The 13474-nt window shown below is 33.0% G+C and carries 10 protein-coding genes and 4 pseudogenes; 4 read left to right on the top strand and 10 right to left on the bottom strand.

The features are described from left to right. Positions 1 to 90 precede the first annotated feature (90 nt). The gene (locus AC3WTI_RS21320) at positions 91 to 1077 is read right to left on the bottom strand and encodes a DUF4046 domain-containing protein (protein ID WP_492304401.1); all 987 of its coding nucleotides are present in this window, start codon (positions 1075 to 1077) and stop codon (positions 91 to 93) included. A gap of 226 nt (positions 1078 to 1303) precedes the next feature. Between AC3WTI_RS21320 and AC3WTI_RS21315 the strand changes: the two genes are divergently transcribed. Beyond that, complete coding sequence (locus AC3WTI_RS21315) at positions 1304 to 2797, top strand: peptide MFS transporter (protein ID WP_097841341.1); 1494 nt, start codon at positions 1304 to 1306, stop codon at positions 2795 to 2797. Between the two features lie 539 nt (positions 2798 to 3336). On the opposite strand, the pseudogene AC3WTI_RS21310 reads toward AC3WTI_RS21315, so the two are convergent. Further along, positions 3337 to 3438, bottom strand: a pseudogene (locus AC3WTI_RS21310) (alpha/beta hydrolase); the annotation flags it as partial. A 42-nt stretch (positions 3439 to 3480) separates the two neighbouring features. On the opposite strand from AC3WTI_RS21310, the pseudogene AC3WTI_RS21305 reads away from it, so the two are divergent. From AC3WTI_RS21305 to AC3WTI_RS21295, 3 genes and pseudogenes are all read left to right on the top strand, one after another. Further along, a pseudogene (locus AC3WTI_RS21305) lies at positions 3481 to 3846 on the top strand (CPBP family intramembrane glutamate endopeptidase); the annotation flags it as partial. Positions 3847 to 4444: 598 nt separating this feature from the next. Then, positions 4445 to 4570: pseudogene (locus AC3WTI_RS21300) on the top strand (HU family DNA-binding protein); the annotation flags it as partial. Positions 4571 to 4710: 140 nt separating this feature from the next. After that, positions 4711 to 5190 (top strand): CPBP family intramembrane glutamic endopeptidase, encoded by a 480-nt coding sequence (locus AC3WTI_RS21295; RefSeq protein WP_097841340.1) that lies wholly within the window; start codon positions 4711 to 4713, stop codon positions 5188 to 5190. Positions 5191 to 5244: 54 nt separating this feature from the next. Here AC3WTI_RS21295 and AC3WTI_RS21290 read toward each other — a convergent pair whose 3' ends face one another. The 8 genes and pseudogenes from AC3WTI_RS21290 to AC3WTI_RS21255 all read right to left on the bottom strand — a co-directional run bounded on the left by AC3WTI_RS21290 (position 5245) and on the right by AC3WTI_RS21255 (position 13443). After that, positions 5245 to 5868, bottom strand: a complete 624-nt coding sequence (locus AC3WTI_RS21290; RefSeq protein WP_097841339.1) for a GNAT family N-acetyltransferase — start codon at positions 5866 to 5868, stop codon at positions 5245 to 5247. A 62-nt stretch (positions 5869 to 5930) separates the two neighbouring features. Continuing rightward, a complete protein-coding gene (locus AC3WTI_RS21285; protein ID WP_128975406.1) occupies positions 5931 to 6515 on the bottom strand; it encodes a TetR/AcrR family transcriptional regulator in 585 nt (194 codons plus the stop codon). A gap of 440 nt (positions 6516 to 6955) precedes the next feature. Beyond that, positions 6956 to 8329, bottom strand: coding sequence for an alpha/beta hydrolase family protein (locus tag AC3WTI_RS21280; protein WP_492304400.1), 1374 nt, complete (start codon positions 8327 to 8329; stop codon positions 6956 to 6958). A 141-nt stretch (positions 8330 to 8470) separates the two neighbouring features. Then, the gene (locus AC3WTI_RS21275; protein WP_492304399.1) at positions 8471 to 9700 is read right to left on the bottom strand and encodes an aminopeptidase; all 1230 of its coding nucleotides are present in this window, start codon (positions 9698 to 9700) and stop codon (positions 8471 to 8473) included. 819 nt (positions 9701 to 10519) lie between these two features. Beyond that, entirely contained in the window at positions 10520 to 10711 is a 192-nt protein-coding gene (locus AC3WTI_RS21270; protein WP_253621744.1) for a hypothetical protein, read from the bottom strand. A gap of 150 nt (positions 10712 to 10861) precedes the next feature. After that, positions 10862 to 11369 (bottom strand): annotated as a pseudogene (locus tag AC3WTI_RS21265) (patatin-like phospholipase family protein); the annotation flags it as partial. Between the two features lie 660 nt (positions 11370 to 12029). After that, positions 12030 to 12752 carry a thioesterase II family protein gene (locus tag AC3WTI_RS21260; protein ID WP_097841335.1) on the bottom strand — a complete coding sequence of 241 codons (723 nt, stop codon included), beginning with the start codon at positions 12750 to 12752 and terminating at the stop codon, positions 12030 to 12032. After that, the gene (locus tag AC3WTI_RS21255; RefSeq protein ID WP_097841334.1) at positions 12739 to 13443 is read right to left on the bottom strand and encodes a 4'-phosphopantetheinyl transferase family protein; all 705 of its coding nucleotides are present in this window, start codon (positions 13441 to 13443) and stop codon (positions 12739 to 12741) included. Before AC3WTI_RS21255 ends, AC3WTI_RS21260 begins: the two co-directional genes overlap by 14 nt. Positions 13444 to 13474 lie beyond the last annotated feature (31 nt).

The following is a 13474-nucleotide window of genomic DNA, read 5'->3' as shown; positions in this document are numbered from 1 at the left end:
AAAAGACACCTTTAAGGTGTCTTCTCCAAAATTAATAACCGAATGTTATATCATAAACTTTCCCAATAATTATGAATTTAATCATTGCTTTTAAATATATCCTTTTAACATATTTTTTGAGAAACGATTTGGATATAGAGCATTAAGCATTTCATATGGACTTCCTTTCCAATAACGTTTTAGCGGTGTCCATAATTTTTGTTCTATTAGCCATTTTTGATTAAATACTTGTAATAGCTGTTTTTCATCCAATTTTTCTTTCTCTTCAATAGTCCACCTTAACGCCTCTAATGCTTTACGTTTAGACCAATATCCAACAGGAGTAACTCTAAATTCCCATTCTTTAAAACGGTCTCTATATAAATCATTAATCATTCTAAACGGACTATTCCCCCAAATTAATTGACATGCCGATGCTAATCCATGGGTCTTTAACCATTTTATATTGTATATATCAAGCAATTGTTTAGGAGTTAATCTCTCTTTTTCTTCAATGGTCCATTTCAATGCTTCTAATGCTTTTTCTTTAGTCCAGAAGTTATTAGGAGTCATACCAAATTCCCATTCTTTAAAACGTCTTGGATAAAGATCATTAATCATTGCATACGGGCTACTATTCCAATACATAGCCAGAGGTGCGCTAAGCTTATTTTTTTTCAACCATTTTTTCCCGTATACTCCTAAGAGCTTTTCTTGTGAAAGGCCCTCTTTTTCCTCAATAATCCATTTCAAAATTGTTAATGCTTTTTCTTTAGTCCAATAATTTAAAGGAGTCATACCAAATTCCCATTCTTTGAATTGATTTGGGTACAAATCATTTATTGCTTTAAAAGGGCTATTTTCATACCTATGTTTGAGTAATCCCCGTAGCCTATATTTTACAATTAATTTTGTGTTCCATTTTTTTCTTATGTCTTCCTTATTCCATTTTAAAATACTGTTAAGCAAATATGTTATTATCCTCCGCGCCATTTTATTATCTTTATCTTCTTTCCATGTATTTGGAGGAAATTTATTTCTTTTTCCATCTAATATTTCCTGATAAATATCTTCTATAGCAACTTCTTTCATTAACAATATATAAATCCTCCTACATTTTGTATTAATATTTATACACTATCATTATTTCCAATCAGTATATCCATATTAAATAATATAAGTAAAACCCAAATTAAAAGCAACACAAAATTTGTTTTTTATAAAAATTCTAATAATTAACTAAGTAAATTTTTATTTTAATTTTCTAATTATTGGTTTATACTAATATAGTATTGTTATATTTAAATATAAGGAGTGCATTCGTATGGAGAAGCTTAGTAAAAGCGATATTATTCGTACTGTTCCGCAAAGCGGTTTTTTCGGACACCCTAAGGGGCTGTTTACCCTATTCTTTACAGAGTTTTGGGAGCGATTCTCTTACTATGGGATGAGAGCAATATTACTTTACTACATGTATTATTCAATCTCACAAGGTGGTTTAGGGATGGATCATGCGACCGCAGCGTCAATTATGGCCATCTATGGATCTCTCGTTTACATGTCTGGCATTATTGGTGGCTGGATTGCAGATCGTCTATTAGGTTCAAGTAGAACGATTTTTTGGGGTGGAGTTTTAATTATGATAGGTCACCTAATTTTAGCACTACCAGGAACTATAAGTACTTTATTCATATCTATGGTATTTTTAGTACTAGGTACAGGTTTATTAAAGCCTAATGTATCTAGCATTGTTGGTGATTTATATAGTGAAACAGATACTCGACGTGACTCAGGTTTCAGTATTTTCTATATGGGTATTAATTTAGGAGCTCTTTTATCTCCTTTTATTATAGGGACACTTGGTCAAAAGTATAACTTCCACCTAGGTTTTGGTGTTGCTGCAATTGGTATGCTATTGGGCTTAATTATTTTTGTTCTTACAAAAAAGAAAAACCTTGGTTTAGCAGGAACACAAGTACCAAATCCTTTAACAGACATTGAAAGAAAAAAAGTTATTACACAATTTAGTATTGGTACAATAGCTATAGTACTATTTTGTATTTTAACGATACCAACAGGTATTTTAACTATTAATCGATTCACTTTATTAGTAAGTATTTTAGGTATTCTCATTCCAACTGGTTACTTTATTTTTATGTATCGTAGCCCGAAAACTACAAAAACTGAAAAGTCTCGTTTAATTGCTTACATACCATTATTTATTGCTGCAACAATGTTTTGGGCCATTCAAGAACAAGGAGCTATCATTTTAGCTTCATATGCTGATCAGCGTACTCAATTAAAATTGGCTGGGCTTGAACTGCAATCTTCATGGTTTCAATCATTAAACCCTATTTATATCGTTTTGTTAGCACCAGTATTTGCTTGGTTATGGGTAAAGCTTAATTCACGTCAACCAAGTACGGCTAATAAATTTGCTATTGGTTTATTATTTGCTGGTTTATCTTTCTTAGTTATGATTATCCCTGCATATATCCATGGTACAGAATCCCTTGTAAGTCCTATGTGGTTAGCGATTAGCTTCCTATTAGTAGTAATCGGGGAACTTTGTTTATCACCTGTAGGTCTATCAATTACAACCAAATTAGCACCAGCTGCCTTCTCTGCTCAAACAATGAGTCTATGGTTCTTAACTAGTGCAGCTGCACAAGCTATAAATGCTCAAATAGTTCGATTATATAATCCTGAAACAGAAATTATTTATTTCGGTGCGATTGGTGGCCTTTCAATCATTTTAAGTGTAATTTTATATTTTATGGCTCCAAAGATTCAAGTTTTAATGAAAGGCATAAAATAAAAAAACTGTGCTAAAAACTTGTTATAATTCAGGTTTTTATGCACAGTTTTTTGAATAGTTATTTATTTTTTCTATAAAAATAATTTAATAAGGATTATTTATATGTTTCTAATTTGCTAACTGATTATCGTTATTGCAAATTAAAATAATAAATTATGAAAACAAAAAGAAAATGATGGGTAATATTCATTAATATAACTTAATCTATATATATGTAAAATTGCATTTAAAATTTTCTATATCAATGTTATAATAAAGTAAATCAAGAAGCATCCAACATATTTTGATTAATCACTACATTTTCTTTTATTGTATGTCAACGTATAAAAAGGCACTTTTTAAAGTGTCTTTTTATACGTTATAAAGTCAATACATTAATTTCATACTTCTTCTTTATTTTCCTCAACATTAGTATCCTCTAAAACTCAAAGTATTGCTATTGGGTTTTTGAAATAGTCCCCCATACCCATCAAGCAAGGAATTAAAAATGATTCTATCTTAAGAACCGAAAATAGCTTTTAAAAATATAGTTAACCGTTTTATTTCGTTTTTCCTTGCACCCAAGTAGCAATATCATTTATAACATACTCAGGAATATTAGCTGGACTATAATATTCATCCGGTTTACTTAACTCCCCATTTCTAAAAAAATCAAATTTGATTATAATAACTAATTTTTTCGTTCTTCCATAAAATCTTCAATAATTATCGGTTTTTGGTGGAGAATGTGGCATTTGCCTATATGGCTTACTACAGGTTTTACAGGCATTAATTTAATCAAATATATTTTGTATTTTATGATTGCAATTATATCTACTACAATAATCATGACAACATTTTACAATTTAAATCGCAATCTAATTATACCGATTATCATCCACTTTTTCTTTAATTTTTTTATAGGAATAATAAATGGACAATTAATAGAATTAATTAAGTACAATGCAATTTTTTATTTAATAGTAGCGATTTTAATTATAGTTATAAATCCGAAGAAGATGTTATACGGAAACAAAAAACATGCCAATCAAGATCGTGAATTGAGTTAGAAATAGTTTTACATTTTTTTATCTATATTCTAAACAAGATTTGTAGACATAACATCTTATTTTCAGTAGCAATGGAAAAGGAGGAACCCTAATCTCACAAGGAATCCTCTTTTTGTTCTATAGATCTATGCATTATATATATTTCTATTATAGCGCGGTTTCAAACTTCTCATTTGTTACTGGATTAGTCAAAAAACTGTATAAAATTTTGCATACTCTTAGTGTGTTTTTTCCAAAATGAAGGCGGTCCCCATGCCCGGCAACTTAAGAATTCAGAATTACCCCAACACGAAAAACGGGCTCAATTCCTATGGGCATCTATAAAAAGATGAAATTTTAAATTTGGGACCGTCAAAATGTTAGCTTGATGTCGATGTGGAAACGCCTCAACAAACAAAACATCTAGAATTGACACCTTGAATTATTTTATCAAGATGTTACAATGTTAATTGTACGATGAACACATTTTACTTTCTTACTACCGCACAGAAATTGTCCCCTAGCTCTTGCTAGGGCTTTTTCTATGTACCGTATTAATTGCATCATGAGTATACACACGTTTTAAACTCACCTATTTACATAAAAAGAGTTACAAAAACTGAGTAAGTCAGAATTAACAAAAGTAGTAGCAGAAAAAGCAGAGCATACACAAAAGAATGTAGCTGCAAGAACACAAACTGTATTAGATACGTTAACAAACGTTCTAGCAAATAGAGAGAAAGTATAGATTCTTGGTTTTGGTACAGTTGAGGTATGTAAAAAATCTGCACGTATAGATAGAAGTAATTATATACAATTTTGAATTCTATTATTCTAAAAATTAATAGACAGTATATTATAAATGTACAATAGGAGAATATAACAATGATTCAGAAGATACAACATTATTTATATCATTTAAAAGCACCATGGTTTATACTAGTCATGACTTTTGCATCTTTCTTGTTACCAATGCTAACTAGCTTTCTGCCGGGAAGTATACAAAAAAATCCTATTGAAGATGAAGATTTATCAGTTCAAATAGTCGATGGTATAGTCCTTGCACCCTTATTAGAAACAGCTCTATATCAAATGTTTGTATTTTGGATTTTAAGATTAATTCCCAGTATGGAAAAACACAATAAATCAATTATCTTTATTTCAGCTTGTATATTTGGATTGAGCCACAGTTTTGGCTATACTTATATGTTATATGCTGGAATTATGGGATGGGTATTTGCATACTCTTATTGGAATTATACACAGAAAAAAGAAAATGGACATACTAAAATTTCAGCATTTTGGATTGTATGGAGTATACATATCTTACATAATATTGTTGTCTTTTTAGCTAAAAATTTTTAATCTTGGATTGATGTGACGGTACCATTAGTACTGCCCTAATACGTTACAACTTTTTTATAACAGGTTGTAACGTTCTATGTTTTTGACCATTCTGTACAACGAGAACTTTGGTTTACTGATTTCACTTGTAATCTGGTAGCCTAACCTCTGATACAATTTAATGGCAAGTTGGTTCTCTTTCTTTACCGTTAGAGAGCATTTGGCAAAGCCTTGCAGTGAAGCCTGTTCCTCGGCAAACTCAAGTAGTCTGGTACCTATCCCCAGTCCTCGACTTTCAGGCAATAAGGCGATTGTTCCGATGTGAAACTCGTCATCTTCTCCCTCCTTCAAGGTAATCATGGAATAAAGCATTTTGATATTCAGAATGTTATAAAAAACAAAATCCAACTTTCCGAATGAAAGCAGCTGTTTAAAAGTGGGCCAAGCAAGACGATTTAAAACGGGGATGGGATAGCAAGTAATCATCCCTAGAGTTTTCCCATCCATTTGAGCTTCATAAGCGTATTGATGACTAAAACGGTTATTCCCCTGCCGCCATAACTTACAAAAAGTCCCTTCGACTGCGTTCTTCTCCTCAGATCCTGCAAGTGCAAACGCCATGTATTCCAATGCCATTACATTTAGCTGGGCGCCCACCATGGATTGATGAACAGCCTTTACAATAGAGATTTGATTCATTTCCCAGCCCTCCTTTTCGCTTTCTATATTATTGATGTTAATTATCATGAATTTGTATCAGTTCACTCCCTTCTTAACCCATCCTTAGCTTTGAAACCATAGTAAAATGTATTTAAAACAAGCTCTGCAGCAGATTTTTTAGCCACATTTCCTTCATGTACCTGTTCCCAGGTATGGAAAACTAGGGCATAAAGCGTATTCAAAATCCATTCGCTGCTAACCGTTTGCTGAAAGTAACCACGTTGTTGTAACAACTCTATAACGCGTCGTATAGGTTCCCTCAGCTTCTCTTCAGCTTCACCTAATTCTTTGTTGTTAAATACAGATGCATCATGACCTAGAAAATAGATTTTGTCACCTAAAGGGATTAATGCTTCAATGAGTTCTGGAATATAGTTTTCGCTTCTTTCCTCATCCAGTGGGATCTGGTTTACGGTATCACTTACCAGTTGTATAGCCCGATGGCCCAAGAACAGCATCAATTTCTCTCTGCTTTCGACGTAGCGATGGAGTGTAGCAATGCCAATTCCCGCATATTCCGCAATTTCATTCATCGAAGCAGTAGGATTTTCAACAAGCAATATAGTAGCCGAATCAAGAATTGCGTTAAATCTCGCTTCTTTTAACGTTGATAAGTCTTTCTTCATCGTCAATCTCTCCTTTTTTCTATATAAATTCGTCATTTTTTGATAGATAAATATATCATTTGATATTATGATAAACAATCCCAAACAAAGTGTCCAGCTGCTGAATGTAGCTTTTCCAAAAGAATTATATTACTGAAACTGATAGTACTTGAATGTTTCATTTTTAGCACTTCATTATTTAGATGACGTTGAAGAAATTAATTTTTAATGTAATACATACAAAAGCTAAAGGAAATGGTACGAGTTACTTTCTTAGTAGAGAAAATGATTACATTAGCTGGGTTTTTCAAACTATTTTTTACGATGTTCCCTTGTGATATTTTTATTTTTTCACTAATATGGTTATCCTTCTTGCTAATTTTTTCAGCATTTTTTCATGAAGGATTAACAATTACAGTAATTTTTCTAGTTTTTATAGTGAAGGTACTTTCTGCATAAAGTTATCGGTTTACTTTAAAATTCACTTCCGGGTATTTGGTCATCAGCCTTTTAAGGGTTGATCCGTCATCCTTCTGTTTTACATACTGGTCAAAAAATGCCAGGCTGAATTCGTTTATAATGCGATGAACTTCCTTTGGATTTTCACCTGGGCTCTGTAACAGTGGGGAGAACAAATGTAAATCGGTGAAGCTTGTATGATCTGTATGAGGAATGACCATTGACATACCACCGCCAGCTAACCCACGCTCATATCGTTCCGTCACTTTATCGGGATCTGCTTCATCAGGCTCTACTGCACTCATGAGCAGAAATGGTTTTCCAATCCCACTTTCAGGTAAAATTTCCCCATACAAAGCGCCATCCATATTGATAGCTGCTTTAACTCGAGAATCTTTTGCAAGTATTTGTGCTGCGGTAGCTCCACCGTAAGAGTGCCCAAACATTCCAATTCGTGAGGTATCAAGCCTTCCTGTAAAGAAGCCGGTCTCATCGTTTTGGTTAAGTTTCTCTATCTGATTAAGCACAAAGGTGACATCTTCCTCCCATAAATTTATGTGGCTATCCCCTGCGTCATCAGTTAAATTGAAGGGCTGTACATAAGCAACTCGACCATCTGGAAAGACGGTAGCTGCAGTATCAAAGGTATGATCGATACTTAGAACAATATAGCCTTGACTAGCCAACTCCTCAACTTCAAACGTGTTTTGATTACGAAAACCATTAAAACCATGAGAGAAAAGTAATATGGGATAATGATTTTCTGAGTCAGAGAGTTGTAAATCCATAAACGAATGAGATTTTACCAATTCCAAGTGGCTGAATGCAAATGCAGGAATGGACAATGTTTTTTCCAATCCCTTGGAGAGCTCATTTATGTTACGAATATAAGGTTCTTGGTCCCCCTTGCTTTTTTCAGCTGCAGGATACCAAATTTGCACCATCAGTTCGCGTCGATCAGTTGGATTTTTCGAATATGGTTCATTTCTTTGATGATCAACCCAATGATATAGCTTCGTACCGACCCTATGTGGGCCAGTTGGTTCTTGAAATGAAAATACTGGCATAAGTAAAGGTAGTGCAACTGCTACAGACAAATAGATGCACAACAACAAAGTTTTAACTATGAATATACTCCGGCTTCTAAAGCCCTTTTTCCGCCCAGCTAATAAATAGCATAAAATCAAGATAACTGGGGATACATATGCCGGAATCATCTGCCATCTAAAACCTTCTACCAATAGCTGAACTGTAACCATTACAACAGCAACCAAAGTAGCTAATTTAGACCACTTTTTCGTTTCTTTGCCTACTAACAGTATCCAACTTAATAGACTAAAATTCACAACTATCAAAACGACTTCCCAGAAATTCATTGGCCTATCTCCTTTGAATGCATTTTACTTCTAATTAAAGAGGTAATTATCAATCTGAGCAAAAACATATGAAGCACCTATATAGTTGCACCAATTATGCTTAATAATCGTTTCATATACTCCTTTCTTAAAATTAAAAACTTAAAATGCCCAGCTACCTTTACGGAAAATTGGCTCTACAGTTCCATCTGGTAAAATACCATCGATGTCCATCTCACTGTTGCCAATCATAAAGTCCTCATGTATTACTGAAATATTTGCACCTAACGTTTCGAGTTGATCATTTTCTAAATCCCTTCCATCCTCTAAGCAAGTTGGATAAGCTTTACCAATTGCTAAATGGTTCGATGCATTTTCATCAAACAATGTATTAAAATATAAAATCCCCGATGCTGAAATTGGCGATTCATGTGGTACAAGTGCTATCTCACCTAAATAGCAAGCGCCTTCATCTACATTAATAAGCTCCTGTAATAAATCATGTCCTCTCTGTGCTTCAGTTTTAATAATTTTTCCTTCTTCAAATGTCAGTTTAAAGCCGTCGATAATATTCCCTTGGTAAACTAATGGTTTTGTATTGCTTACATAGCCATTTACACCTTGTTTCATCGGTAACGTATAAACCTCTTCCGTCGGCATATTAGCCATAAAGATAGTATCATCTGGCGTTTTACCACCTCCAGTAATCCATTTATGCTCTGGTGCTAATGCAATTGTTAAATCAGTACCTGGTGCTGTATAGTGAAGCTTCGCATATTTTTTATTGTTCAGTAGGACCGCACGAGATTCTAAATTTGCTACATGTTCACGCCATTTTTCAACAGCATTGCCTTCACCGATACGAACAACTTTAAAAATAGCCTCCCATAATGCTGGTACTTGCTCCTCAGCTGCTAAATTCGGGAACACCTTGGATGCCCACTTTGATGAAGGAACTGCTACCATCGACCAAGCTATTAAATCCTTCATTACGGCGTTGCGATTGTTTTCTAGAGCAGCTCCTGATACCTTTTGATAGGTAGCTAGACGATCAGCTGAAATACCTGCAAATTTATCAGGGTCTGTAGCTTCTATTATTAATAGTGCGCCTTTACGTTCGATTAGCTCATCATTCATTTTGACTATCCATTCTGGGAAACGATTAAATTCTTCATCTGAGGCATGATCAAAGTAAGCACGATCTATTTTCTCATCCGAAAAATTAACATGAACACGACCTGCCCCAGCCTTATAGGCCTCTTTTACAACCAAACGGACGAAATCCAATGCATCCACTGATGTATTGACTAATAAATATTGCCCTGGTTGAATATTGACACCAATTTTCACCGTAAGTTCTGCATATGCTTGTAATTTTTCTTCAAAAGTCATATTATTTACCTCGCTTTTATCCAATAATTTTGAATTCCCCTTACTAGCTTGCCTTCATACCATACTTTGTGAATAGGTTTTTCAGGATTTTCTCTTGTCTATTTTTACGTTTTTCATCAAGACACGATAACAACTAATGGATTTTTTCAATTCATTAGTTATCTCTTAAAATTAATTTAGTTACTAGACGAGAAAATATTTCAATGAGTTTCGATGTTTTTACCAAATAATCCAATTCAAGGGTTTCAAGCACTACTTAAATTTATAGCGTTCTTTATTGTATAAGCTCACTCATTTCTGCCCAATCTTTTCAATGCTGCTGCACCTAAAGGCTTTTCAGCAATTTGACGTTTTACAATCTCAATCACACCTTTCTTTGTATAAAGTCATTTTTGATAGATAAATCTATCATTTAATACAAATATAAATCATTTAAAATGAATTTTCAAGCAATTAAATTTATTTTTTCAATTTTTTGGTAGCATTCTATATAAAAACTGGATTCTAACAAAGGCAGCGATAACGGTAAGATCTTTATGCATAAATGGATAACAAATTACTGCTAAATATTAACGAGCCGATGTACTCTTAACTGGGTAAAAATCCGCTTTTTTGTTTCAAAATTTGCTTAGCATATATTTTCGTTAAAATGTGGCGGTACCTCACCATCATCGCATGCCCATCAACTTAAGCATTTTATAACACCCCAAAACGAAAAAACGGTCTTCTTTCTATTGGTTAATGAGGAAAAGTGGAAAAAAGTTATTTAAAAAACGCAAGCCTCTTTTGATTAGAAGTTTGCGTTTTCTAACATATACTTTATTTTTTCTCTTCACGAGCTAAACCGATTACAATAGCTTTTCCATCAACATCTTTTAATAACACTTTAAAATGATTCACATTATCAAAAGTAGTAACATCAAACGTTTTCACTTTAATTGTTTTCCCATTATTCCCAGCACTTGAGTACCTCTTCAACGTTGACTTATATGTTTTCCCTCTTTCATCCATAAGAATTACACTATCAATTGTTTTTTTCTAACGTTTTATTTCTTCATCATCTCCAGAAGAATCACGTTCAAATGTGATATTCGTACCTGTTGGTAGTACTTCAACAGACACTATTTTTACAGACTCAGGTTGTTGTTTAGGAACAAAATATTTGAAAAAGAATGGGATGGACATCGCAATCCGCACGGCAACTACTAACGGGACATCAGGCGTAGTCTCACGAGAAAACGTGCGAAGCTGATGTGTAGAAACGTTTGTTCCTTGGAAAAACACGTCTTTTCCTGTTTTGTCATATAACTGCTGAAAGGTTGTGTCCTTACTCCCTGTCCATTTTTCAATTATCGCACCTATCCACTCAGTGAAAAAATCCCCTTTATAAATGCCAAAATCATCAAAAAATAGACGAATGTTATCTTGAATAAACAAAAAATCATGATCTTTTAATGCTTTAAAATTCATATCTTTGTGGATTTTTACGACATCTGCGAATGGAATGGAAAGACTAAAAGTAATGCAGTAATCGCTCTTGCAGAAGTCCCCCAAATCGTTGTATTTCTGGCAAAATCTCTTCATCGTTTAGTGCGCGGATGGCACCGATAAAAGCGACCCCTTTTACCCCGCCTCCTTCAAATACTAAATTACGAAATGGATATGTAATTATATACCAGTAGAGAGATTTTAGATCTGTTATAGTATCAGAAGTATATTTAAATATATTCCAAATGATATTAAGAACGTTTCATGCTACGCGATACGTATGGCGAATTTATCTTTATTTAATGGATGAATTGTTTGACAGAGAGGGAATTTGCTTAGAATGTTAATGTAGGATAGGAAATAGGAAACGGAGCGCATCTTTGGGTGCTCTTACCCTAAGTATACCTGAGTCTATTTGTTTCCTAGCCCGAAAGAGATAAATAGTTTTATTCCCATTCATGAAATAGTACAATGTATGCACAATTACATATCTAATTAATTACTTTTAGTGTTATATTTTAATAGCGATGAATGCTATTATTTCATAAGTTGTCAACAAGCGTTATGTATGAGAAAAAGGAAGGGGCCAAATTGGCACCTTCCTTTTTCTACTAATTAACTAAATTACTCTCTGGTAAAAATTTAAAAAGTGATGCAAATAAGTTGCATCACTTTTTTAGATAAATAGGGGAAGTAACTCTTACGATTCAATGAGTCTTTTTTCCTGCCTTTGAAAAGTTCGTTTAGGCTTCAATGCCCTTATTCAATGATATTTCAGCAGTTTCTTTATTTTTCATATTTAATATTTTGTTCCTTAGCCATGAATATACTTAGAAAACCTCTAAAAACTATTTGATAATCTTTTAGAATCTAACTTTCTTATAATACTCTTTGCTATTTCTTCAATATTTTCATTTAGAAAGAAATGATTACCTTCAAAAGAATGAAGAGTACACGTTTTACTTGTATATTGCTCCCATTTTATTACTTGATCATATGTAGTAAATTCATCATTTTCCCCATTAAATATAAGAAAATCAATATCACATGGTTGTATATTATTGTCATGAATATATGTCTCGACAATTTTAAAATCTGCTCTTAGAATTGGGAGAAAAATCTCCATTAATTCTTCTGATTGAAGTACCCCGGATGGTGTACCTCCCATTGCAATAACTTCTCTTTTAAATTGCTCATTAGAAAGATTATGACGGATATTTTTTATTTTACTATTTGGATGATTTCTACCGGACAAAACAAGAAATTCAGGCGATACGTTTTTAGAATCTTTTATTTTTCTGGCTACTTCATAGGCAATCAAACTTCCCATGCTATGCCCGAATAGAATGTAGGGCGAATCATCTATCTGCATAACTATTTTATTGTAGACATCATTTACTGCCTCTTTCATACTTTGGTACAAGTTTTCTTCAATTCTATATCCCCTACCAGCTAACTCTATCGGGACTACCTCAATATATGGATTAAAGTAATTTTTCCATTTTGCGTAACTAAACGCAGATCCCCCAGCATGTGGAAAGCAAAAAAGTTTAGTCTTCTGCATTGATTTTCTCCTTACTTTCAAATTTGTATATATTTTGGCAAATTGAATAAATGTCTTTAATTATTATCTCTTGCGGAAATTCATCCCTTGTTGCACAAGCAGATATCTTATAATTTGGCTCAATGTTATATTGTCTAAAGTAAAAGTTTTGAGGTATATACTTATATGAAATTAAAGTTGGTGACTCTTTTTTTATAGAGAATGAATTTAACGGGATATAAAGCCCTTTTCCAATCGTTTTTATATAACTTTCTTTTAATGTCCATAAATCATAAAAATAATTAATTTGTTCATCAGAATTTATATTAGATATATCATAAAATTCTTCCTCTGAAAAAAATTCATTTGCTAATTTAAGAGCCTCTATCTCTGAAACCTTTTCTATATCAATACCCACATTAAAATTAGCAGTAGTACAAACCACCCATTCTCCTGAATGTGACAGATTAAAATGAAAGTCAGAAAAATTTTCAACAAAAGGTTTTCCATACTCATTATATATAAATCTAATTTCTTCATTATTAATTTTATACTTTTGGCAGATTAGAGATCGGATTAGTAAATCCCCTATCAGGGTCCTATTAATGTCGCATGAGTTTAATAAACGCTTCATTCGTTCTTTCTTCTCATTTGAAACCAAGTTACTAAGTTGCTTAAACAAATGACTTTCAATATTCTTTGGTATTTTCACAGCTTGAATGTGTATGATAAATCACTTCCTT

It is taken from the genome of Bacillus sp. EB106-02-03-XG38 (genome assembly GCF_058792175.1).
The sequence above is the reverse complement of the archived record's forward strand: the minus strand, read 5'-3'. Positions and strand labels throughout refer to the sequence as shown.